Below are 23,742 nucleotides of genomic sequence, written 5' to 3'. Positions count from 1 at the left end.
CTGCAGCGTGCTCAGTGGAACGGCCCGATGCGTTTCAGATCGCTGAAGTTCATCCAGATGAAAAACGCGCGGCCGACGAGATTCTTATCCGGCACAAAGCCCCAATAACGGCTGTCCGCGCTGTTGTCGCGGTTATCGCCCATCATGAAGTAATTGCCGGGCGGCACTTTGCAGATCACGCCGCGTGCGTTGTACGTGCAATTGTCGCGATACGGATAGTCTTCGGCGCCGACGATAAACGGCGGCACGGCAGGATTATTCAGAATGGCGTTCTTGCGGCCGCCGATATCTTCTTCGAACTGCTTCGCGTAACCGAGGCGCTCTTCGTCGAGGTAATCGGACAGCGGCGTTTCCGGCACCGGCTTGCCATTGACCGTCAGTTGCTTGTCCTGATAGGCCACGGTGTCGCCCGGCAAGCCGATCACGCGCTTGATGTAGTCGACCGATTCGTCTTTCGGATAGCGGAACACCACCACGTCGCCGCGTTCGAGCGGACGGCCCGACGTGATCTTCGTATTCGTGATCGGCAGACGGATGCCGTAGTCGAATTTATTGACGAGGATGAAGTCGCCCACCAGCAGCGTCGGCACCATCGAACCCGACGGAATCTTGAACGGCTCGACCACGAACGAACGCACGACGAACACGACCAGAATCACCGGAAAAAAGCTTGCCGAATACTCGAGCCACCACGGCTGACGCAGCTTGTCGTCACGCAGACGCGCACGCGTTTGCGCCGCGTTTTCGTCGGCGAAACGCTCGCCGACACGCGCCTGCTGGCGGTCGAACTCGGCGACCACGGCGTCTGCCGCGCGACGCCGTTGCGGCATGAAAACCAGTTTATCTGCGACCCACGCGACGCCCGTCAAAATGACGAGCACAAAAAGAATCAGCGCAAAATTCATAAGGTTCCGTTGTTCGTCTTATTTGTCTTCGACACGCAGAATCGCGAGGAAAGCCTCTTGCGGAATCTCAACGGACCCGACCTGCTTCATTCGCTTCTTACCTGCCTTTTGCTTTTCCAGCAGTTTCTTTTTACGGCTGATATCGCCGCCGTAGCATTTTGCCAGCACGTTCTTACGCAACGCTTTAATGTTTTCGCGCGCGATAATGTTCGAACCGATGGTGGCCTGAATCGCTACGTCGTACATCTGACGCGGGATCAGCTCGCGCATCTTCGCGGCGACTTCGCGGCCGCGATACTGGCTCTGCGAACGGTGCACGATCACCGACAACGCATCGACCTTGTCGCCGTTGATCAGCATGTCGACCTTCACGACATCGGCCGCGCGATACTCCTTGAACTCGTAATCCATCGACGCATAGCCGCGCGAAATCGACTTCAGACGATCGAAGAAATCGAGCACGACTTCGCCCATCGGGATTTCGTAAGTCAACTGCACCTGACGGCCGTGATACTGCATGTTGATCTGCGCGCCGCGCTTTTGCGTACACAGCGTGATCACCGCGCCGACGTAGTCTTGCGGCATGTACAGATTCACGGTGACGATCGGCTCGCGCACTTCTTCGATCTTCGACGGTTCCGGCATCTTGGCCGGGTTCTCGACCATGATGGTCGTGCCGTCGCGCTGCAGGACTTCGTACACCACGGTCGGCGCCGTGGTGATCAGGTCCATGTCGAACTCGCGTTCGAGACGCTCCTGCACGATTTCCATGTGCAACAGACCGAGGAAGCCGCAACGGAAACCGAAGCCGAGCGCCTGCGACACTTCAGGCTCGTACATCAGCGATGCGTCGTTCAGCTTGAGCTTTTCCAGCGAGTCGCGCAGCGCGTCGTACTGGTTCGCTTCGACCGGATAGAGACCGGCGAACACCTGCGGCTTCACTTCCTTGAAACCCGGCAGCGGCTCCGCGGCCGGACGATTCACCAGCGTGACGGTGTCGCCCACTTTTGCCGCGGCCAACTCCTTGATGCCGGCGATGATGAAGCCCACCTGCCCCGCCGACAGCGATTCGAGATTCTTCGACTTCGGCGTGAACACGCCGATATGTTCGACCGGATACTGCGCGTCGGTCGCCATCATGCGGATCTTGTCTTTCGGACGCAGCGTGCCGTTGACGATACGCACCAGCATCACGACGCCGACGTAGTTGTCGAACCACGAGTCGATGATCAGCGCCTGCAGCGGCGCGGCCGGATCGCCCTTCGGCGGCGGCACCTTGGCGATCAGCGCTTCGAGCACGTCTTCGACGCCGAGGCCCGTTTTCGCGCTGCAATGCGTGGCGTCCGTTGCGTCGATGCCGATCACGTCTTCGATTTCCGCGATCGCGTTCTCGGGATTCGCAGCCGGCAAATCGATTTTGTTCAGCACCGGAATCACGTCGACACCGAGTTCGATCGCCGTGTAGCAGTTCGCCACGGTTTGCGCTTCCACGCCCTGGCTCGCGTCGACGACCAGCAAAGCGCCTTCGCATGCGGACAGCGAGCGGCTGACTTCGTACGAGAAGTCGACGTGGCCCGGCGTGTCGATCATGTTCAGGTTATAGATTTGCCCGTCACGGGCCTTGTACGTCAGTGCGGCGGTTTGTGCCTTGATGGTGATGCCGCGCTCGCGCTCGAGGTCCATCGAGTCGAGCACTTGGGCTTCCATCTCGCGGTCGGACAGGCCGCCGCAAATCTGGATGATGCGATCGGCGAGCGTCGACTTGCCATGGTCGATGTGCGCAATGATCGAGAAGTTACGAATATGATCCATTCAGTGCCGATCAAGCGAAAAAGGCGCGCTCGGACAATAGCGGAGCACGCCTTGTAAGTAGGTGAAAAACCTATCTATTTTAGCCGAAAAGGCTATCCCCCGGCGCATCTTGCAAGGTCCGGGCGGAAAAGACGGCTCAGGAGAAGCATGAAAACGGCTTGTGAACAGCGTGGGCCCGCGCTTCGTTCGGGCCCTCAGGACGCCCCGATGACACGGGCTGCGAGCGCGGCGCGAACTCGCGCCGCGTCGAGGTGATAGTGGCACAGTTCGACGCCGTCGCAGACCAGAACCGGCACCAGCTCGTTGTAACGCGCTTCCAGCACCGGATCGGCGTCGACGTCGATCACGTCGACTCGTACGCCGAACTCGGCCAGCAAGGGCTCGAGTGCGGCGCGCATCTCTTCACACAGGTGGCACCACGCGCGCCCGTAAAGCGTGAGCGGCGCCGCCATGTTATTTCTGTGCGCTGCGCGGGCGAATCGGCACGAACTGCGTGTTCTCGCCGCGACGAACCAGCAGCGCGACCATCTTCTGCGGATCGAGACGCGAGATCACGTCGTCGAATTGCTTCGCGCTCGTGATGTCCGTATCGCCGACGCGCAACACGATATCGCCCTTCTGCAGCCCGACACGCACCGCCGGCCCGTCGACGGCATCGACCTGCACGCCGTTACGCAGCTTCAGCGTTTTCAACTGGTCGGCAGGAATATCGCTGACAGCGAGGCCCAGCATGTTGGTCGCGCGCTGCTTCGGCACTACCGGCTTCTTCTGATCTGCCTTCGCGGCCTTGTCCGGCTGCATTTCGGCGATCGTGACCGGCAGGTCGCGCGTCTGGCCTTTACGCCAGATCGTGATCGTGGATTTGGTGCCCGGCTTCGTATCGCCGACCATGCGCGGCAGATCCGTGGCCGTGTCGACCGAATGACCGTTGAACTTCAGAATGATGTCGCCCGGCTGCACACCCGCTTTGTCGGCGGGGCCGCCCGGCTCGACGCTGCTCACCAGCGCGCCTTGTGCCTTCGGCAAACCGAGCGAATCGGCGACGTCCTTCGTCACTTCACCAATCGCCACCGCGATCCGGCCGCGCACGACCTTGCCCGACGTTTTCAACTGGTCGGCCACGCGCATTGCTTCGTCGATCGGAATCGCGAACGAAATGCCCATGAACCCGCCGGTGCGGCTGTAAATTTGCGAGTTGATGCCGATTACTTCGCCCTGCATATTGATCAGCGGACCGCCCGAGTTGCCCGGATTGACGGCCACGTCGGTCTGGATGAACGGCAGGTAGTCGCCTGTGTCACGTCCCTTCGCACTGACGATACCGGCGGTCACCGTGTTTTCGAGGCCGAACGGCGAACCGATCGCGACGACCCATTCGCCCACGCGTACCTTGTTCGAATCGCCGATCGTGATGGTCGGCAAATTGGCTGCGCTGATCTTCACGACGGCCACGTCGGTGCGATCGTCGACACCGATCAGCTTCGCCTTGAATTCGCGTTTGTCGGTGAGCGTGACGTAGATGGTGTCCGCGTCGTCGACAACGTGCGCGTTGGTCATCACGTAACCGTCGGCCGACAGGATGAAGCCGGAGCCCACGCCGCTGTTCTGTTCGGGATCGCTGTTGTCCGGGGAATCCTGGCTGCCGCCGCTGCCACCGTTATCGCCGCCGCGCGGCGAGCCGGGCGATTGCGGATTTTGCGGACTTTGTGGCCCTTGCGGCAAAGGAATGCCGAAGAAGCGGCGGAAGAACTCCGACATGTCGCCGTCGTCCATGCCCGGCGGCAGACCGCCGCGCGCGCCGCTGTTCGACACACGCGTGGTCGTGCGAATGTTGACGACCGCCGGTCCGACTTTGTCGACGAGGTCAGTGAAATCGGGCAGGTTGGCAGCGGAGGCCGCCGACGCCGTATGCGGTACCAGCGGCAAACATGCCGCCACCACCGCGGCCGCGAGGAATTTGCGCACCGAGAAAGTCGTCATATCGTAGCGAGCCGAGGGATTCAGGATTCGGAGGATTACTTCGGAGCTTTATATTCTATGGCAGACGCGAACTGCTGCAATGTGGTCTGGGGCACTTCACCCAGCAGAGTAATCCAGAAGTCGCCGCGCCGCTTGACCAGCACATGCGTGGCGCCGCTGCTGCCCGCGCCTTCCTTGCGCGTGTTGTTTTCGACCGGCTCGACGAATACGGAAATCGCCGCGAGGCCGTCGGAGAACACCGCCTGGTCGACCGGAATTGTCGGCTGGCCTGCGTCGCGCGCGGCCATCGGCCGACGCAACTCACGAATCTTGCGGAAGCCCGGCACGCTCGGCGTGATCTGCCAGCCTTGCGCCGCCATATCCACCGGCTCGACCGGCGGACGCACGACCGTCCACCCCGCCGTATTGCGAATCCCACTGACGATGCCGGCCTTATCGACCGGCACGCCGATACGAATCTGCGAAAACGACAATTGTTCGAGCACCTGGCCCGTCGGATCGAGCGTCTGCGCGCGCAGCAACAGACCCGTTTTCTTGTCGGCCCACAGCTTGTACGCGAAACGATACGCGTCTTTCGGATCGAGCTCGATCACCTGGCTGTCGACACCCGCCACGCGGTCGTCGCCGAGCAATTTGGGCTCGTACACAGAAAGCACCTGCTCGCCGCTGACGGCCAGCAGAGCCGGGAACGAATCCTTGTTCTGGCGTTTTTCGACCACGCACAGATGCCGTTCGGGTACGAACGTGTACAGGTCTTCGTTATGACGCAGCATTTTGCGCGGCTTGCCGTCGAGGCTTTCGAGTTGCTCGAATTCGCCGTCCGTGCGGGTCGCGTAGTGCGAGATCCGCGACGTCTGAACGAAATTGCCGCGCTGATAGACGAATGCGCCTTCGTAGTTCTGCTGCTGTGCGGCCTGATGGATGCGATCGAGCAGATCCGCGGCCGTGCGACGGGCGACGAGCGGGTCGTCGGTTTGTGCAAAGACCCGCGGTGTAGCGGACATCAACACGGCTGCGCAGAACAGAAATGCCGGCAGCCGCCCCCAGATAGTCGTTATATTCAACCGCGGAGTCTGCATCAAACTATTGGCCTTGCGTAGAGACAGCGGCAGCGCGAATCAACGGCATCGAACCCGCCATGACCGGTTGTTGCGCGAATTGCTGGTGAGCTTCCAGATACTGATCGAGACTGGCGTCGCGAATGATATTCGCGTCTTGTGACACGGGCTGGAGCGCCGCTGCCGGCGCCATCGCCACGCGTTGCAGCGAATCGCCATGCGATTGCACCGATGCGATTTGCGAAGCGCCCGGCACGCCCTGCAACTGCGGCACGACGATCCAGGTGAGCGTGGCAGCCGCGGCGGCGACCGCGAATGCCGGCACGACTCGGCGACGCAGCGCCAGCAGACGACGAGCAACCGGCATCGCAGCCGGCGCGAGCACGTGCGGCTCATTGTCGAAGCGAGCGGCAAAACCGCTCAGGAACACGCTGCTTGCCGCCGGGCTGACCGCCAGATCGTCGGAACGCAGCGCGTCGCCGATCAGGTGATAGCTCGACCAGGCGGCGCGATCATCGCCGTCCAGCTCGGAAAGAAACTTGTCCAGATTCAGATGCTCTTCGCCGAACACCTCACCGTCGACAACGGCGGACAGACGCTCGCCACGCGAGCTGACTTGCGATTGCATCGAGACCGACCCCATGATGCTCCCCATCTTACAAATACCCCGTAGTGACACCACTAATCCAGATATTGCATCCGTGCCCCGCCCGGCCGGCCGGTGCTTTACCAGCGCTTGCCTTCGGGTGTGTCAAGCAACGGACGCAATTTTGCCGCAATGGCTTCGCGAGCGCGAAAAATTCGTGATCTGACGGTGCCGATCGGGCACCCCATCATCTCAGCGATTTCCTCGTAACTCAAACCTTCAATTTCACGAAGAGTAATGGCGGTGCGCAACTCTTCCGGTAAAACCGCCATCGCAGCATTGACCGTCTCGGCGATCTGCTTGCTCATCAACATCGACTCGGGCGTGTTGATATCCCTTAGTTGGTCGGCGTCCGAGAAAGTTTCAGCTTCTTCAGCATCTGCTTCGGTCGACGTCGGTGCGCGCCGCCCCTGGGTCGCAAGGTAGTTCTTCGCCGTGTTGACCGCAATCCGGTACAACCACGTATAAAAAGCCGATTCGCCGCGAAACTGCGGCAGTGCCCGGTACGCCTTGATAAACGCGTCCTGAGCGACGTCTTCCACTTCGGCGGGGTCGCGCACGAGGCGGGAGATCAGCCGGAGAATCTTGCGGTGGTATTTGGAGACCAGAAGCTCGAACGCGGCCTTGTCGCCCTTCTGGACGCGCTCGACCAGCACCTGATCAATTTCTTTTTCGCTCACCTGATAAATCCGTTAACTATAGGGCGCATGGCGGAGGACCATTGTAGCGTCCCCTTCATCGCGGCACGTTACTCCGGTAACAGCGGTTACAGTCGTTACAGTCACGCGCCGGCGGCATGCCGGCCTCGCACGGCGAGTTCACGGAATACCGGGCGAGGCAGCGCGTCGGCGGCGACCAGCAGCGTGTGCGGGCGACCCTGCTCGGGCGCAAGCGCCAGAACCAGCAAGCGGCTGCTCCATTGCGAGCAGCCGGCAATACGCCCCTGCGCTACCAGCCGGCCTGCCCGATCCCACGCGGACAACCCTTGCGGCCCGATTCTGAGAGCGACGGGCCGTGCAGCTTCGTGTTTCACCGCGAGGAACGTCAGCAGCGCCGCCGCGGCGAACGCTAACGGAACAGCTTGCCGGGCGCCCAGATGCGACGCGAGGCAGGAATGCACAGCTAATGAGGCGATCAGCACGAAAACCGTCAACGCAGCGCGCACCGCGACGGAGTGCCGCAACTCGATATGTTGCGGCACTCCGTCGGACAAGGCCGATCCGACGGAAACCGCCGGCCAGGCCGGCGTATTCGACTGACGTGTCACCAAACGATCGACTGATCAGGCGCGCTTGAAGACCAGCGTGCCGTTCGTGCCGCCGAACCCGAACGAGTTCTTCAGCGCGACGTCGATCTTCATCTCCCGCGCCGTGTTCGCGCAGTAATCGAGATCGCAGGCCGGATCCTGATTGAAGATGTTGATCGTCGGCGGCGACACCTGGTGATGCACGGCCAACACCGTGAACACCGATTCCAGACCGCCGGCGCCGCCCAACAGGTGGCCCGTCATCGATTTCGTCGAATTCACGACGATATCTTTCGCGTGGTCGCCGAAAGCGCGCTTGATACCGGTGGTTTCAGCCAGGTCGCCCAGTGGCGTGGAGGTGCCGTGCGCGTTCAGGTAATTCACCTGATCGACGTTCACGCCCGCGTTCTTCAACGCGGCCAGCATACAGCGACGCGCGCCGTCGCCGTCTTCCAGCGGCGCGGTCATGTGATAGGCGTCGCCGCTCATCCCATAGCCGCTCACTTCGGCGTAAATCTTCGCGCCGCGCGCCTTCGCGTGTTCGTACTCTTCGAGCACCATCACGCCGGCACCCTCGCCCAGCACGAAACCGTCGCGATCCTTGTCCCACGGACGGCTCGCGGTTGCCGGATCGTCATTGCGTTGCGACAGTGCGCGCGCCGCCGCAAAGCCGCCGATACCCAGCGGCGACACGGTGGATTCCGCGCCGCCCGCGATCATCACGTCTGCGTCGCCGTATTCGATCAGGCGCGAAGCCTCGCCGATACAGTGCAGACCGGTGGTGCACGCGGTCACGATCGCCAGATTCGGACCCTTGATGCCGAACTTGATCGACAGATGGCCCGAGATCATGTTGATGATCGACGCCGGCACGAAGAACGGCGAAATACGGCGTGGGCCGCGGTTCAGCAGTTCGGTTTGCGTCACTTCGATCATCGGCAGACCGCCGATGCCCGAACCGACCACCACGCCGATGCGCTCCGAATTCTCGTCGGTGACTTCGAGGCCGCTGTCCTGCATCGCCTGGATGCCCGCAGCGACGCCGTAATGGATGAACGTATCCATGTGGCGCGCTTCCTTACCGGGGATGTAGTCCTCGATATTGAAGCCCTTCACCTCGCCGGCGAAACGAGTCGAAAAGTTCGACGCATCGAACTTCGTGATATTGGCAATACCCGACTTGCCGGCGACCAGATTGGCCCAGCCGTCGGCAACATTATTGCCAACAGGCGAAATCAGCCCCAGGCCTGTAACAACAACACGACGGCGGCTCACGGTAACCCCTTTTTCATAGATGACAAAAGCAAAAAGCCACAGCGGTCACAGGAACCTGCCCTGTGAGCCCTGTGGCTGTTAAGCGCCCCCATGCCCGGTGCTCGCACCAGGCTCCCCCGACGGGGGACAAGAAAACTTGGGGCGGCCCGGCGTTTTCTTGAAACTCGGCAATCGCGCGGAAATTTGCGCTGTCAACATCGCTTGCTCCTGCATGGCAAACGGCGCGGCAAAAAGCGCCAGCCCTGCTGGCGTCGGAAACCGACACGGCAGGGCGTCATACGCCGCCAACGCAGAAACGCAGGCGCGAATGACCTTAGGCCTTGACGTTCGCGCGAGCGTAGTCGATCGCTTGCTGAACGGTGGTGATCTTCTCGGCTTCTTCATCCGGAATTTCCATGCCGAATTCGTCTTCGAGGGCCATCACGAGTTCAACGGTGTCGAGCGAGTCGGCGCCGAGGTCGTTCACGAACGAAGCTTCGTTCTTGATCTCAGCTTCTGCAACGCCCAGTTGTTCTGCGACGATCTTCTTGACGCGCTGTTCGATATTGTCCATTACCCCTCCAAGGGAAAAGAAGTTCAAAAATACAGGTGCGCGCATTTTATCAGGTTTGACCCGGCAAAAAAGCGGCGCATCGGGTTGCTGTCAAGGCATGCGCCTTACGCTTTTGCAAACGCATCAAGGCGCGGATAGTACCCGAAATTGGTTACGACATGTACATCCCACCGTTCACATGCAGCGTCGTGCCGGTGATATAGCCTGCTTGCGGCGATGCGAGGAACACCACGGCATGCGCAATGTCGTCCGGGCTGCCGAGACGACCGAGCGGAATCTGCGTCTTCAGCGCGGTCTGCTGCTCTTCGGGCAGGCCCCTGGTCATGTCGGTATCGATGAAGCCAGGCGCGACGCAATTCACCGTGATGCCACGGCTGCCGATCTCGCGAGCAAGCGCGCGCGTCATGCCGGCGACGCCCGCTTTCGCGGCCGCATAGTTGACCTGCCCCGGGTTGCCGGCGGAGCCGACCACCGACGTGATGTTGATGATGCGGCCGCCCTTCGCCTTCATCATCGGACGCAGCACCGCGCGCGACAGACGGAACACCGACTTGAGATTGGTGTCGATCACCGCGTCCCAATCGTCGTCCTTCATGCGCATGGCCAGTTGATCTTGCGTGATGCCGGCGTTGTTCACCAGCACGTGCAGCGCGCCGAATTCTTTAACGGTGCCTTCGATCAGCGCTTCCACTGCGGTTGCGTCGTTCACGTTCAACACCGCGCCGCGACCGCTTACGCCGGCTGCGTTAAGGGCTTCGCTGATTGCAGCCGCGCCGCTTTCGCTGGTCGCCGTGCCGATCACCGTCGCGCCCTGGCGCGCCAGTTCCATTGCAATCGCCCGGCCGATGCCACGCGAGGCGCCAGTCACGATCGCGATCTGCTTGTCGAGAGTCTTTTCCATCTTTCTTGTCAGTCCGAATGCCCTTCGGAGGGCTGATTGATTCGTGATGCTGCGCTGGGAGCCCGGATTCTGCTTAAACGGCGTTTAGCCTGCAGTCACGAGCTTGAGCGCTTCTTCGAGCGAGGCCGGATCGAACACCGAAGCGCCGATCAGATTGCCGTCGATACGCTTGGTCAAACCCGCAAGGACCTTGCCCGGCCCGCACTCGATCACATGCGTGACGCCCTGAGCCGCCATCGCCTGCACGCTCTCGACCCAGCGCACCGCGCCGGCCGCCTGGCGCACCAGCGCGTCCTTGATCTTCGCAGGTTCATTGACGATCGAGACGTCGACGTTGTTCAGCACCGGAATCGACGGCACCTGCACACTCACGCTCGCCAGATACTCGCGCAACTGATCCGACGCCGGCTTGAGCAGCGACGAGTGGAACGGCGCAGACACCGGTAGCGGCAACGCACGCTTCGCGCCCTTCGCCTTCGCGACTTCGCAAGCCTTCTCGACCGCGGCCTTGTGGCCGGCGATCACGACCTGCGAAGGCGCGTTGAAATTCACTGCTTCGACGACACCCGCGACCGATGCTTCAGCGCACACCGCGCGCACCGTGTCGTCGTCGAGACCGAGAATCGCGGCCATGCCGCCTTCGCCGACCGGCACCGCGGTTTGCATGGCCTGCGCGCGAAACCGCACGAGCGGCACGGCATCGCGAAACGCGAGCGCGCCAGCCGCGACCAGCGCGGTGTATTCGCCGAGGCTATGGCCGGCGACGATCGCCGGCTGCGGGCCGCCGGCCTGTTGCCATGCGCGATAGATCGCGTAGGCGGCAGTCAGCATGACCGGCTGGGTGTTGGTGGTGAGATTCAGATCTTCGACGGGACCTTCGGCGATCAGCTTGCCGAGATCCTGATTGAGCGCATCGGACGCTTCCTGAACCGTCTCGCGGACCACCGCGTGGTCGGCGAACGCGTTGAGCATGCCGACCGACTGCGAACCCTGGCCGGGAAAAACGAACGCAAATTTCATAACGTCCCCAAAATCGAATGTGTCAGATGCGGGTGGCGTGCGCCTGATAACGATCAAACTGCGCAGCCAAATCGCGCAGTCAACGCGTGATCAAGCGCGCGATCAAACGCTCGGGCGCCGCGAAGAGCGCCCTGCCGTTCGTCGCCGCTATCAGTAGCGGATAACCGACGCGCCCCACGTGAAGCCGCCGCCGACGCCTTCGATCAGCACGTTCTGGCCGCGCTTGATGCGGCCGTCGCGCACTGCGACGTCGAATGCGAGCGGAATGGACGCAGCCGACGTATTGCCGTGCTCGCCCACCGTGACGACCATGCGCTCCTGCGGCAAGCCGAGCTTGCGGCAAGTGCTTTGCATGATGCGGATATTGGCCTGATGCGGAATCAGCCAGTCGATCTGCTCCGCCGACAGATTTGCCTTGGCGAGCGCCTCGATCGCAACTTTTTCCAGCACGTTGACGGCAAGCTTGAACACCGCCTGGCCGTCCATGTGTAGAAACGCGCTGCCCGCGACGACGCCGCCGTTCACATTGCCCGGCGTGCACAGAATGTTGGAGTGGCTGCCGTCGGCGTGCAGCGCGCTAGCCAGCACGCCAGGTTCTTCGGACGCCTGCAGGATCACGGCTCCCGCGCCGTCACCGAACAGCACGCAGGTGGTGCGGTCGTTGAAGTCGAGAATGCGCGAGAAGGTTTCAGCGCCGATCACGAGCGCCGTACGATGCTGGCCGCTGCGGATGAAACTGTCCGCCGTCGCCACCGCATAAGCAAAGCCGGAACAGACTGCCTGCACGTCGAATGCCGCGCCGTGGTTCTTGATGCCGAGCTTGTTCTGCAACAGGCACGCCGTGCTCGGAAACACGAAGTCGGGCGTGGAAGTTGCCACGATGATCAGATCGATGGATTGCGGATCGATATCCGCCGCTTCGATCGCGCGCTGCGATGCGATCAGCGCGAGATCGCTGGTGGTGACATCAGGCTCGGCGAAATGGCGTGCGTGGATGCCGGTGCGGGCGACGATCCATTCGTCGCTGGTCTCGACGCCTTGCTTCGCGAGACGCTCAGCCAGATCCTGATTGGTGACGCGCGCGGGAGGCAGATAACTGCCGGTGCCGAGCACGCGGGAATAAATTGTCGATTGAGCCATTATGCCTTCGAGGATTGCGCAGCGTAGGGCTCGGCCGGCTGGCCTGCGATCGGGCTTGCGTGACCCGCACCGCTTGCGTCGCGCGCGACCTGCTCGAGAGAACCGGCGTTCTCTTCCATTGCACGCGCAAGGCGTTCCAGCACGCCGTTTTTGACGGCATCATACCCGCGTTTGATAGCCCACTCAAACCCGTACGCATCCGCCGAGCCGTGGCTTTTGATCACGAGGCCACGCAGCCCGAGCAGCGCGGCGCCATTGTATTGCCGATGATCGACGCGCTTCTTGAAGCGCATCAATACCGGCAGCGCGAGTACCGCCATCACCTTGGTGAGCCACGAGCGGCCGAACTCTTCCTTGATGATGTTGGAGAGCATCTGCGCGAGGCCTTCAGACGTCTTCAGCGCGACATTACCGACAAAACCGTCGCAGACGATCACGTCGACCGTGCCCTTGAAGATGTCGTTGCCTTCGACGTTGCCGTGAAAGTTGAGTGTACTCGCGCGCAGCAATTCGCCGGCGCGTTTGATGGTGTCATTACCCTTGATGACTTCTTCGCCGATGTTGAGCAGGCCGATGGTGGGCCGCTCGCGGCCTTCGAGCGCGGACACGAGCGCGTGCCCCATCTCCGCGAACTGCAGCAGATGCTGGGGTTCGCAATCGACGTTGGCGCCCAGATCGAGCATCATCGTGTAGCCATTCGGATTGGGCAGTGCGGACGCGATGGCCGGGCGCTCGATGCCCGACAGCGTTTTCAGCACATAGCGCGAGACCGCCATCAGCGCGCCGGTGTTGCCGGCTGAAATGCAGGCTTGCGCCTCGCCTTCCTTGACGCGGTTCAGCGCCACACGCATGGACGAATCTTTCTTCTTGCGCAGCGCGACTTCGACCGGATCGTCCATTGCGACGATCTCAGAAGCAGGTACGACGGTCAGCGCCGGCAGGTCTTGAGCCTTCAACTTCTTCAGTTGCGCGCGAATCGCACTTTCGATGCCGACGAGCAGCAGCTCAGCATCGGGATGCGAACGAGCGAAGTTGACGGCAGCGGGAACGGTCACGGACGGGCCGTGGTCGCCTCCCATGCAATCTATCGTGAGCTTTACTGTCATGGAGTGCGACGAATTTCAGGCGCCCTGCATGGAACCACAATAGGCGCCAAAGCGCCAATTGCGATCGACACAAAAAAGCGGCAGTTGAATGCCGCCTTTTTGCCGAGCCGGGAAAATGTCAAGCGAGCCGATCGCCACGCGAAACGCCGAGAGGCGCAACGCAGTGAAACGATTAGTCGTTCTTCGTCTTGACGACTTTCTTGCCGCGATAGTAGCCGTTCGGGCTAACGTGGTGACGCAGATGCACTTCGCCCGTGCTCGGTTCCACGGCCAGCGGCGCTGCCGTCAGGAAATCGTGCGAACGGTGCATGCCGCGCTTCGACGGCGACTTCTTATTTTGTTGAACTGCCATGACTAACTCCTAAAAATTTTCCGAATTCTAACACAGCCCGATCCGGTGTCCGCCATTAGCCGAATGGCCAATGCGCCCGCATCGCGCTCCCATGCAACTGTTCAGTGCTTCTTGTCGTCCGGCTCGCCGCGCTTGAGACTTTCGAGCGCCGCGAACGGATTGGGCCGCTCGGGCTCGCCGCCCTCATCAGCTTCGTCCAGCGCGGCTTCGTCGCCCTCGCCCTCTGCACCGGCCACACCAGAGACGAGGCTCTCGTGCACTTCGGGACACACCTCGTGCTTGGGCACGAGCGGCAAGGAAAGCAGCAACTCTTCTTCGATCAAGTCGACGAGATCGAACTGGCGCGAGCCCACGATCACTTCGACTTCATCCTCGTCGAGCGGAAACTCTTCGGCTTCCGCCTCAGTGTTGACGATCCGGTAAGTTGCATCGACGTTGAATGCCTGCAAATACGGTGTCATGCACCGCTGACATTCGAGCCATGCAGCGCCGTGAATCGCGAGCCTCAGATAAGGCTGCGGACCCTCGGTGCCGTCGTCCTGCAATTCCGGCTGCGTCGCCCCTTCGGCTTGCCAGGTGAACGCGGTATCGCGGTCTGGCGCTTCTGCCGGGACTTCGTTTAACATGCGCGGCAGTTGCGACACGCGCACGACACCCGCGGCCTGACGCCCACTCCGCGCAAATTCGAACAGATCGATGTCGTGCGGGTCGGCCAGACCAGCAGGTTTGCCAGGATGTTGAGTCATGTGCGCTCCTGCGTCGGCAAGGATTTCGCCGAAGGTGAATCGGTTTGCACCGCACTTGCCCACTTGCCGTTACCTCAGACGTTGTTCACGCCGAGGCCCGTTTGCGCAATAGCATACCGATGAAAAGCCCAAAATCATATCCGTTTTGTCTTTTCGAGTCAAACACTTAAGCCCGTACCAGCGCGCACTCCGCGCGAGCCCGTACGCCCCGCCTCTCTAGCCGTTGATTGACCATGCCAGATTCCCCCAATCGCCCGCCCCGCCTGATTCTGGCGTCGAGCTCGCCCTATCGTCGCGAGCTGCTCGAGCGCCTGCGCGTTCCGTTCGAGGTCGTCGTGCCGGCGATCGACGAGACGCCATTCGAAGGCGAAACCCCCGAGGCCACCGCGCTGCGCCTCGCTGAAGCGAAAGCCCGCGCGGTCGCCGGCGGGCTCGACAGCAGCGAACCCGCGCTCGTGATCGGTTCCGATCAGGTCGCAACCTACGACGGCCTGCAGATCGGCAAGCCCGGCACGCACGAGAAAGCGCTCGCTCAATTGCAGGCGATGCGCGGCCGCGAAGTGCTGTTTCATAGCGCGCTCTGCCTGTTCGACAGCCGCTCGGGTACCGCGCAGTCCATCGACGTGATCACGCGCGTGCGTCTGCGCAACCTGCCGGACGCCGCGCTAGACGCGTACCTGCGCGCCGAAACGCCGTACGACGTCGCGGGCAGCGCCAAATCCGAAGGCCTCGGCATCACGTTGCTCGAAGCGATCCATTCGGACGACCCGACGGCGCTCGTCGGTCTACCGCTGATCGCGCTGTCGAGCATGCTGCTCGCCGCGGGTTATCCATTACTGGAGACGAAATGAGCGGCACCTTGTATCTGATTCCGAACACACTGGGCGACGGCGACGCCGCAGCGCTCGATGCCGTGCTGCCCGCGCCGGTGCGCGCTCGCGCGGCCGCGCTGCAGTACTACATTGGCGAAAACGCAAAAACCACGCGGGCCTTCCTGAAGAAGGTCGGCACGGAGCGTCCGATCCAGGAAATCGAGATCCGCGAACTGAACGTGAATACGCCGGCCGGCGAGATCGATAAACTGTTGGCGCCGTTGCTGGCGGGCACCGATGCCGGCCTCGTTTCGGAAGCTGGCTGCCCCGCGGTCGCCGATCCGGGCGCGCTGCTGGTGCGCCGGGCGCATGAGCGCGGCGTGAAGGTGGTGCCTTTTGTCGGACCGAGTTCGATTTTGCTGGCGTTGATGGCGTCTGGCCTGAACGGTCAAAGCTTTGCGTTCCACGGCTATTTGCCGGTCGACGCCACCGAACGCGCCAAGCGCCTGCGCGATCTGGAGCAGCAGTCGCGCAAGGCCCGGCAGACGCAGATTTTTATCGAAACGCCCTATCGGAACAAGCCGTTGCTCGACACGTTACTGGCGACTTGCGCGCCTTCCACGTTCGTTTGCGTCGCTGTCGACCTGACGCTGGAGACGGAAACCATCGCGAGCCGCACCGTGGCCGACTGGAAAAAGAAGCCAGCAATCGATTTGCACAAGCGTCCCGCCATTTTTCTGATTCTGGCCGTTTGACCTTTGTCCGGCGCTGACGCTGACGCTGACGCGCCAAACAAAAAGCCCCGCTAGAAATCCCGCGGGGCTTTTTACTGTTAGCCAGAGCGCGGCGGGCTCAACGCAAATTGAACTTTCCGCCAAGCGCCATCGCATGCACGGCACCGCTGCCGACCGCCGCGCCGAACTTGCGCGCCACGCGATCGGTGATGCTTTCCTTCACCGTGTAGTCGACGATATCCGGCGCCTTGAAAAGCTCACGCGCGACGTAATCGGCGTCGCCGAAACCGTCGGCGAGACCTAGATCCACGCTTTTCTGGCCCGTCCAGAAGAGGCCGGAGAACATATCCGGCGTTTCGTGCAGACGCTTGCCACGCCCTTGACGCACCGCGTCGATGAACTGCGCGTGGATCTGGTCGAGCATGTCTTGAGCATGTTCGTCCATCTTCGGCGTTTCCGGCGAGAACGGGTCGAAAAAGCCCTTGTTCTCACCTGAAGTGTGCAAGCGACGCTGGACCCCGAGCTTATCCATCAGGCCGGTGAAACCAAAGCTATCCATCAGCACGCCAATCGAGCCGACGATGCTCGCCTTGTCGACATAAATCTTGTCCGCCGCAGCGGCCGCATAGTAACCACCCGACGCACACATGTCGCCAACTACGACGTACAGCGGAATAGACGGATACTTAGCGCGCAATCGACGAATTTCGTTGTAAATGATGCCGGCCTGCACCGGACTGCCGCCCGGGCTGTTACAGCGCAGGATCACGCCGGCGGTGCCGGCATCATCGAATGCGCTTGCTAGCGCCGCGTTGATATCTTCAGCGTTCGCGCTTGTATCGGCAGAGATTTCTCCGTCAAGTGCGATCATCGCCGTGTGCCTGCCCGTTGTCGCGACCTTGTCTCCGGAGAACTGCAAAGCTGCCCAGATAGCGAGCAGCGCCACGATCAGAAAGACGAACCGGAAAAATATCTTCCATCGGCGCGCCGAGCGCTGCTCGTTGATAGCCGCGAGCGCGATGCGCTCGAGCGCGGCGCGCTCCCAGCCCGGCTCTTCGGCAGGCGTGCGGGGGCGGCCTGTCAGGGACGGTTCTTTCGGTTCGGGCGTCAAATTGTCGGACATGCGATGCAGTGGGAAAGTCGAGGAAGTGAAAAATCAGGAGGTGGCCGGACGCAATTCGCCGTCCGGCAGCCAGAACACCGCACGGCCTTCGGGCGTATCCCGCTCGTCGACCTGAACGGCACGCAAGCGGCCGCCGCGGCACGGTCCGCCGACGCATTTACCGGTATCCGGCGCGTAAATCGCGCCATGGGTAGCGCACATCAAGTATAAACCGGAGGATTCGAAGAACTGCCCTTCGGACCAGTCGAGTTCCATCGGCACATGGGCGCAGCGGTTCAGATAACCGTACGCCCGGCCATCGTAGCGGACGAAAAACACCACCGCCTCGCCGCCGCCGAGCGTCGCCGCACGACGCACGCCGGCGCCACGGTCGACCAGTTCATCCGACGCACAGATTCGTACCGCCTCCTGCGCCGCCTCGGTCGCACCTGCGTTCATGCGTTCTCCCGCAACCATCCGGACAGCGCGCCGACGCTCGATGCGACGAATTTCGGCGACAAAGCGCTCAGCGACGCCGCCGGATGCGCGCCGTAAGTCACGCCGATACCCGCGACGCCGGCATTGATCGCCATCTGTAGATCATGCGTGGTATCGCCGACCATCACCGTACGCACCGGATCCTGCCCGAGTTCCCGAGTGAGTTCGTGAAGCATGGCCGGATGCGGCTTGGAGAAGGTCTCGTCCGCGCAACGGGTGCCGTCGAACAGGCTCGTCAAGCGCGTCTGATCGAGCGCGCGGTTCAGACCGACGCGGCTCTTGCCGGTCGCCACGGCGAGCAGATAACCCTGATCGCGCAGTTCCTGCAGCATCTCGCGCACGCCGACGAACAACTCGGTGGTCTGATCCTTCACCAGATAGTGAAAGCGATAACGCTCGGCGAGACGCGGATATTCCGACGGATCGAGCGTAGGCGCGGCGATCGCCAGCGCTTCGCGCAAACCGAGTCCGATCACATAGCTCGCGGCTTCGTCCGCGGGAACTGGCAGACCGAGATCGCGGCACGCCGACTGGATACTGCGCGTGATATGCGCAGTGGAATCCATCAGCGTCCCATCCCAGTCGAAGACGATCAGATCAAATTGCTCTCTAGCCATGCAGTGTCGTCTCCGGGTTCGACCCATTTCGTAATTCGTTGAGCTGCGCAATGAAACCGCGGCATTCGGCCGGCAGCGGCGCCTCGAACTGCAGCGGCGCGCCGCTTGCCGGATGCGCGAGCTTGAGGCGGTATGCATGCAGGAACATGCGCTTTAGGCCCGGCTTCGCGTTGGCGCGCGCGAGCGCCTTGTTCAGTGCGAAGTCGCCGTATTTGGCATCGCCGACGATCGGCAGTTCCAGATGCTGCAAATGGACGCGAATCTGATGCGTACGCCCCGTCTTCAGTTCGGCTTCGAGCAGCGCGTAGTCCGGCCAGCGGTCGATCAGATTGAACACCGTGTGCGACGCGAGGCCGTCAGGTTGCACCCGCACGCGCCGCTCGCCGTCCGCGGTCAGATATTTGTGCAGCGGCTCCTTGACCACGCGGCGACGGCCCCAATCGCTCGCCCATTCGCCGTGGACGCACGCATAGTAGCGCTTATCCATCTTGTTCTCGCGAATCTGTTCGTGCAGATTGACGAGCGCCGAACGCTTCTTGGCGAGCATCAGGATACCGGAGGTCTCCCGGTCGAGCCGATGCACCAGTTCGAGGAATTTGGCCTGTGGCCGCGCCTCGCGCATCTGTTCGATCACGCCGAAGGCGACGCCGCTGCCGCCATGCACCGCCACACCGGCCGGTTTGTCGATCACGAGCATGTGCTCGTCTTCGAAAACGATCTTGAATTCGGCGCTCGGCACCGGCGCGTGAGCGGCCGTTTCGTTGGGTTGAGCCACGCGGATCGGCGGCACACGCACCAGATCGCCCAGCTCGAGCCGGTACTGCGCATCGATCCGGCCCTTGTTCACGCGTACTTCGCCGCTGCGCAGGATCCGATAAATATGGCTTTTGGGCACCCCTTTGCAGACGCGCAAAAGGAAGTTATCAATGCGCTGACCGGCCGCACTGTCGTCGATCTCGATCATCGAGACCTGGTCACTTGCGACCGATTTCTGGGATATTTTGCCTAACTCTTTCATTCTGAATATAATTTGCCCAGCAGTCTGCGGCGGCCGGCGCAGTGTCCGGAATCCGGGCGGATTGCGCAGGTGCAAGCGATAAACCGTTATTTTACTTGCGCCGGGGTCTGGTTGCTCACCCTGAAAATGAGATGCAACAAGTTGCACGCACGAGGTCAGTGCCCGGCAGGGGCGGCGCCCACAGGCGCGTTCGGTCAAGGTCGGCCTCGACGGTAACGGAATTTTGGTAAAAAAGAATTTAACTTTCAGCTTCGGTATCGGGCGGTTGACGCCCAGTTGTTCGAAGCTGCAGGTTGCGAAAATACGGCGTGCGCCCGAGGCGTCTTGTAGAAAGTACAAGACATGGCGACGTCAAAATGAGGCGAGACACCCCCAGCGAGAAAAGACGCGCCGACTGCGCGAACTTCCCGTTGCGGCACGACCGCAGCCTTCGACCCTCCGGTCACGCGCCCAGTTGGCGCACCGGCGAGAGTGGACGCAAGGCTTATGAAGGTCTGCCGGCAGAACCCGCGGCGTGTCGGGTCGTTATTTGAAGCCGTGTTCGCATGTGCCCTGCGGCACCGCGCCCTCCAGTCAGTGGGGCCGGGCCCTCTCAGGCAATTCTCCCGCCATTTTTCCCGCTCCAGCGTGCTTGTGAAAACACAATAAGGCGCGGCATGCCGCTGCCCGTCTGGCTCTCGCGACTGACAACCGCGCAGCCAGCGGCGAGGCGAAGCCGCTCTGGAGTCGTTCAATGAAACGAATGTTGTTCAACGCGACGCAGCAGGAAGAACTGCGCGTCGCCATCGTCGATGGGCAAAAACTCATCGATATCGACATCGAAACCGCCGGCCGCGAACAGCGCAAAGGCAATATTTACAAGGGCATCATTACCCGTATCGAGCCGTCGCTCGAAGCCTGTTTCGTCAACTACGGCGAAGACCGCCACGGTTTTCTGCCGTTCAAGGAAGTCGCCCGTCAGTATTTCCGCGACGGCGTCGACATGCGCTCCGCGCGTATCCAGGATGCGCTGCGTGAAGGCCAGGAACTGATCGTTCAGGTCGAAAAGGAAGAGCGCGGCAACAAGGGCGCAGCCCTCACCACTTTTATCTCGCTCGCCGGCCGGTATCTGGTTCTGATGCCGAACAACCCGCGCGGCGGCGGCGTGTCGCGCCGGATCGAAGGCGACGACCGTCAGGAACTGCGTGAAACCATGGCGCAGCTGCAATTGCCGGAAGGCATGAGCATCATCGCGCGCACGGCCGGTATCGGCCGTTCCGCCGAAGAGCTGCAGTGGGACCTGAACTACCTGATGCAACTGTGGCGCGCGATCGAAGCCGCGTCGCAAAGCGGTTCGAGCGGTCAGCCGATGCTGATTTATCTCGAATCCAGCCTCGTGATCCGCGCGATTCGCGACTATTTCCAGCCGGATATCGGCGAAATCCTGATCGACACCACCGAAATCCATGACCAGGCCCGCGCCTTCATGGACATCGTGATGCCGGACAACGTCAGCAAGGTGAAGCGCTACCACGACGACGTGCCGCTGTTCTCGCGCTTCCAGATCGAACACCAGATCGAAACCGCGTATTCGCGCACGGTGCCGCTGCCTTCGGGCGGCGCGATCGTGATCGACCACACGGAAGCGCTGGTCGCGATCGACGTGAACTCGGCGCGCGCCACCAAGGGCGCCGACATCGAGGAAACCGCCGCTCGCACCAACCTCGAAGCCGCCGACGAAGTCGCCCGCCAGTTGCGTCTGCGCGATCTGGGCGGCCTGATCGTGATCGACTTCATCGACATGGAATCGGCCAAGAGCCAGCGCGAAGTCGAGCAACGCCTGAAAGATGCACTGAAGCACGACCGTGCGCGCGTCCAGATGGGCAAGATCTCGCGCTTCGGCCTGATGGAACTGTCGCGTCAGCGTCTGCGTCCGGCGCTGTCGGAAGGCAGCCACGTGACCTGCCCGCGCTGTAACGGCACGGGTCATATTCGCGACACCGAGTCGTCCGCGCTGCAAGTGCTGCGGATCATTCAGGAAGAAGCAATGAAGGAAAACACCGCGGCGATCCATTGCCAGGTGCCGGTCGAAGTAACGGCCTTCCTGCTGAACGAGAAGCGCGCTGAAATCAACAAGATCGAGTCGCGTTTCAAGGTCAATGTCGTCCTGATCCCGAACAAGCACCTCGACACGCCGCATTACAAGCTCGAGCGTCTGCGTCACGACGATGCGCGCCTCGACGAGCCGCGCGCGTCGTGGAAGATGGCCGAAGAAGCAGCCCGCGAACTGGAATCGGAAACCGGTTACAGCAAGCGTGCAGAAGAAGTGAAGCCGAAGCAGGAAGCAGCGGTCAAGGGCATCACGCCGGAGAAGCCGGCGCCGAGCGCGCCGGTTCGTCCGGCCGCGGCCACCCCGGCTCCGGTCGCGGTGACGCCGGCTGGCGGCGGTTTCATCGGCTGGTTGAAGAATCTGTTCGGCATGCAGCCGGCCGCTCCGGCGCCTGTCGCGCCGGCTACGACCGACAAGCAAACGCGTCCGCAACGCGGCGAACGCACGGAGCGCGGTGAGCGCACCGGCGAACGCGGCGGCGATCGCAACCGCAACCGTCGTGGCGGCGCAACTGGCCGCGACGCGGCAGGTCGCGGTGAAGGCGCGAACGGCGGCCGTCAGGCTCAAGGTCAACCGGCGTCGCAACGTCGCGAGGAACGCGAACCGCGTGAAGGCCGTGAGCCGCGTGAAGGTCGCGAAGCACGCGAGGGTCGTGAGCCGCGTGAAGCACGTGAATCGCGCGAGCCGCGCGGTACTCGTGAAGCACGTGAGCCGCGCGAGGCCCGTGAAGGCCGCGAACCGCGCGAGGCTCGTGAGCCGCGTGAAGGTCGCGAAAACCGTGACCGCGACAATCGCGGCGAACGCACGGAAACCGTCGACAGCGCAGCGCGCGGCGAGCGTCAGGAACGCGGTGAGCGCCGTGAACGGGGCGAACGTGTTGAGCGCGGCGAGCGTCGCAAGCAGCAGCCGGAAGCAGCGGACGCGCTGACGCAGAATGAAGCGCAAACCGCGGAAGAACTGGCGCAAAACCAGGCAGCTTTGGGCGAAAACGGTCTGCCGGGCGATCAGGAAGCGGTGGCGCGTGAAGGTGAAGAGCGTCGTCGTCGTCGTCGCGGCCGTCGCGGTGGTCGTCGTGAGCGTGAAGAGGACGTGAACGGCAACCTGGCGGCGGACGTCGCGGAAGCCGAAGGCGATAACGCCACCGGTAACGACGAAGCACCGGTGCGCGTGGCGCATCAGCCAGTCGAGCGCAAGGCTGAAGCCGACGAAGCGAAGGAAGTGACGCCGGTGGAAGTGGTGGTCGCGGCCGTCGCAACGGAAACCGCGGTAGTCACCGAACTGCACGCTGCTACCGAAACGCCGGCACTGGCCGTCGAGAAAGCCGCAAAGGCGGAAGCCATCGTGCCGGTCGAGCAGGCTCCGGCGGCAGCAGCCGTTGAGCCGGTTTCGCAAACGCCGGTGGCTCAAGCGGTCGCACCGGTCGAAGCAGCGCAGGCTGTGCCGGCTGCAAGCGAAACGGTTTCGCTGGTTGAGCCGGTCGCCCGTGCGGAAGCACCGGTCGAAGTGGCACCTGAAGTGGCAACTGAAGCGACGGTTGAAACACCGATCGCCGCACCGTCCGCAGTTGAAACCCAAGCCGCACCGGCTCCGGTGGAAACCGTCGCTCCGGCGGCAGCCGTCGAAGCACCGGCAGTTCAGCCGGCGCCGCAAGCCGAAATCGTCGAACCGCAGCCGGTTGTAGCGGCTGTTGCTCCGGCGGTGGAACCGGTGGCAGTCGAACCGGCGCCCGTCGCCGCTGCCCCGCAGCAGGCCACGCAGGCTCCGCGCGGCAACCCGGCGGCGTCGAACGATGAAGCGCTGAAACCAGTGCTGGAACAAGCCGGTCTCGTCTGGGTGAATACGGACGCCGACAAGTTCCGTGCCGCACAGGAAGCGGCAGCGCAGGCGGTCAAGCCGGTTCGCGTGGGTCGCGAGCGTAAGGTGTTGCCGCCGGTCGAAACGGCGCCGATGCAAATGGTGGAAACCGGCAAGCATTCGCAGTAAGCGAGCCGGCACAGTGCAAAAAGCCCGCCCTCACCGGCGGGCTTTTTGTTTTTCGGGCCCGCACCAACCCGGCGGCGCCGTCCGTCATGCGCGTCCCCGTATACCCCGACAACGCCTGAGGTGCCGGGGCTGCCCCTTCCATTTCCGCT

Annotated in this window: 23 protein-coding genes; 3 read left to right on the top strand and 20 right to left on the bottom strand. The window is 62.3% G+C overall.

Annotated elements, in window-relative coordinates; genetic code table 11:
- Positions 1-11: 11 nt before the first annotated feature.
- From lepB to PQQ51_RS05835, 16 genes are all read right to left on the bottom strand, one after another.
- Positions 12-905 (bottom strand): signal peptidase I, encoded by an 894-nt coding sequence (gene lepB / locus PQQ51_RS05910; protein ID WP_408495582.1) that lies wholly within the window; start codon positions 903-905, stop codon positions 12-14.
- Positions 906-923: 18 nt separating this feature from the next.
- Positions 924-2,717 carry a translation elongation factor 4 gene (gene lepA / locus PQQ51_RS05905; RefSeq protein ID WP_408495581.1) on the bottom strand — a complete coding sequence of 598 codons (1,794 nt, stop codon included), beginning with the start codon at positions 2,715-2,717 and terminating at the stop codon, positions 924-926.
- 194 nt (positions 2,718-2,911) lie between these two features.
- Entirely contained in the window at positions 2,912-3,169 is a 258-nt protein-coding gene (locus PQQ51_RS05900; RefSeq protein ID WP_408495580.1) for a glutaredoxin family protein, read from the bottom strand.
- 1 nt (position 3,170) lies between these two features.
- Positions 3,171-4,697: a DegQ family serine endoprotease gene (locus PQQ51_RS05895; protein WP_408495579.1), complete on the bottom strand. Its 1,527-nt coding sequence runs from the start codon at positions 4,695-4,697 to the stop codon at positions 3,171-3,173.
- A gap of 35 nt (positions 4,698-4,732) precedes the next feature.
- Positions 4,733-5,776 (bottom strand): MucB/RseB family sigma factor regulatory protein, encoded by a 1,044-nt coding sequence (locus tag PQQ51_RS05890; RefSeq protein ID WP_408495577.1) that lies wholly within the window; start codon positions 5,774-5,776, stop codon positions 4,733-4,735.
- A gap of 4 nt (positions 5,777-5,780) precedes the next feature.
- Positions 5,781-6,398, bottom strand: a complete 618-nt coding sequence (locus PQQ51_RS05885; protein ID WP_408495576.1) for a sigma-E factor negative regulatory protein — start codon at positions 6,396-6,398, stop codon at positions 5,781-5,783.
- An 83-nt stretch (positions 6,399-6,481) separates the two neighbouring features.
- Positions 6,482-7,081, bottom strand: a complete 600-nt coding sequence (rpoE, locus tag PQQ51_RS05880; RefSeq protein ID WP_006051939.1) for an RNA polymerase sigma factor RpoE — start codon at positions 7,079-7,081, stop codon at positions 6,482-6,484.
- Between the two features lie 101 nt (positions 7,082-7,182).
- Positions 7,183-7,614 carry a hypothetical protein gene (locus PQQ51_RS05875; RefSeq protein ID WP_408495575.1) on the bottom strand — a complete coding sequence of 144 codons (432 nt, stop codon included), beginning with the start codon at positions 7,612-7,614 and terminating at the stop codon, positions 7,183-7,185.
- Positions 7,615-7,683: 69 nt separating this feature from the next.
- Positions 7,684-8,922 carry a beta-ketoacyl-ACP synthase II gene (gene fabF / locus PQQ51_RS05870; RefSeq protein ID WP_408495574.1) on the bottom strand — a complete coding sequence of 413 codons (1,239 nt, stop codon included), beginning with the start codon at positions 8,920-8,922 and terminating at the stop codon, positions 7,684-7,686.
- A 313-nt stretch (positions 8,923-9,235) separates the two neighbouring features.
- Complete coding sequence (gene acpP, locus PQQ51_RS05865; protein WP_004197638.1) at positions 9,236-9,475, bottom strand: acyl carrier protein; 240 nt, start codon at positions 9,473-9,475, stop codon at positions 9,236-9,238.
- 151 nt (positions 9,476-9,626) lie between these two features.
- Positions 9,627-10,376, bottom strand: coding sequence for a 3-oxoacyl-ACP reductase FabG (fabG, locus tag PQQ51_RS05860; protein ID WP_408495573.1), 750 nt, complete (start codon positions 10,374-10,376; stop codon positions 9,627-9,629).
- 84 nt (positions 10,377-10,460) lie between these two features.
- Positions 10,461-11,396, bottom strand: a complete 936-nt coding sequence (fabD, locus tag PQQ51_RS05855; protein WP_408495572.1) for an ACP S-malonyltransferase — start codon at positions 11,394-11,396, stop codon at positions 10,461-10,463.
- A gap of 150 nt (positions 11,397-11,546) precedes the next feature.
- On the bottom strand, positions 11,547-12,536 hold the full coding sequence (locus tag PQQ51_RS05850) for a beta-ketoacyl-ACP synthase III (RefSeq protein ID WP_408495570.1): 990 nt from the start codon (positions 12,534-12,536) through the stop codon (positions 11,547-11,549).
- Positions 12,536-13,642 carry a phosphate acyltransferase PlsX gene (gene plsX / locus PQQ51_RS05845; protein ID WP_408495568.1) on the bottom strand — a complete coding sequence of 369 codons (1,107 nt, stop codon included), beginning with the start codon at positions 13,640-13,642 and terminating at the stop codon, positions 12,536-12,538. The genes PQQ51_RS05850 and plsX overlap by 1 nt, the downstream gene beginning before the upstream one ends.
- 172 nt (positions 13,643-13,814) lie before the next feature.
- Entirely contained in the window at positions 13,815-13,994 is a 180-nt protein-coding gene (gene rpmF, locus PQQ51_RS05840; RefSeq protein WP_006051932.1) for a 50S ribosomal protein L32, read from the bottom strand.
- Between the two features lie 101 nt (positions 13,995-14,095).
- On the bottom strand, positions 14,096-14,740 hold the full coding sequence (locus PQQ51_RS05835) for a DUF177 domain-containing protein (RefSeq protein WP_408495567.1): 645 nt from the start codon (positions 14,738-14,740) through the stop codon (positions 14,096-14,098).
- A gap of 233 nt (positions 14,741-14,973) precedes the next feature.
- Between PQQ51_RS05835 and PQQ51_RS05830 the strand changes: the two genes are divergently transcribed.
- Positions 14,974-15,591 (top strand): Maf-like protein, encoded by a 618-nt coding sequence (locus PQQ51_RS05830; RefSeq protein ID WP_408495565.1) that lies wholly within the window; start codon positions 14,974-14,976, stop codon positions 15,589-15,591.
- Positions 15,588-16,307 (top strand): SAM-dependent methyltransferase, encoded by a 720-nt coding sequence (locus tag PQQ51_RS05825; protein ID WP_408495563.1) that lies wholly within the window; start codon positions 15,588-15,590, stop codon positions 16,305-16,307. The genes PQQ51_RS05830 and PQQ51_RS05825 overlap by 4 nt, the downstream gene beginning before the upstream one ends.
- 97 nt (positions 16,308-16,404) lie before the next feature.
- Here the strand turns inward: PQQ51_RS05825 and PQQ51_RS05820 are convergent, their stop codons facing one another.
- From PQQ51_RS05820 to PQQ51_RS05805, 4 genes are read right to left on the bottom strand one after another with little or no spacing between them, the layout of a single operon-like run.
- Positions 16,405-17,409, bottom strand: coding sequence for a S49 family peptidase (locus PQQ51_RS05820; protein ID WP_408495561.1), 1,005 nt, complete (start codon positions 17,407-17,409; stop codon positions 16,405-16,407).
- A gap of 33 nt (positions 17,410-17,442) precedes the next feature.
- Entirely contained in the window at positions 17,443-17,847 is a 405-nt protein-coding gene (locus PQQ51_RS05815; protein ID WP_408495559.1) for a Rieske (2Fe-2S) protein, read from the bottom strand.
- A complete protein-coding gene (locus tag PQQ51_RS05810) occupies positions 17,844-18,503 on the bottom strand; it encodes an HAD-IA family hydrolase (RefSeq protein ID WP_408495557.1) in 660 nt (219 codons plus the stop codon). Before PQQ51_RS05810 ends, PQQ51_RS05815 begins: the two co-directional genes overlap by 4 nt.
- Complete coding sequence (locus PQQ51_RS05805) at positions 18,496-19,521, bottom strand: RluA family pseudouridine synthase (RefSeq protein ID WP_408495556.1); 1,026 nt, start codon at positions 19,519-19,521, stop codon at positions 18,496-18,498. Before PQQ51_RS05805 ends, PQQ51_RS05810 begins: the two co-directional genes overlap by 8 nt.
- Before the next feature lie 733 nt (positions 19,522-20,254).
- Here PQQ51_RS05805 and PQQ51_RS05800 point away from each other — a divergent pair.
- On the top strand, positions 20,255-23,593 hold the full coding sequence (locus PQQ51_RS05800; RefSeq protein WP_408495554.1) for an Rne/Rng family ribonuclease: 3,339 nt from the start codon (positions 20,255-20,257) through the stop codon (positions 23,591-23,593).
- Positions 23,594-23,742: the final 149 nt, after the last annotated feature.

Origin of the sequence: Paraburkholderia xenovorans (assembly GCF_046030735.1) — a bacterium.
Taxonomy (GTDB): domain Bacteria; phylum Pseudomonadota; class Gammaproteobacteria; order Burkholderiales; family Burkholderiaceae; genus Paraburkholderia; species Paraburkholderia xenovorans_A.
This window is presented reverse-complemented; position numbering and strand designations above follow the sequence as displayed.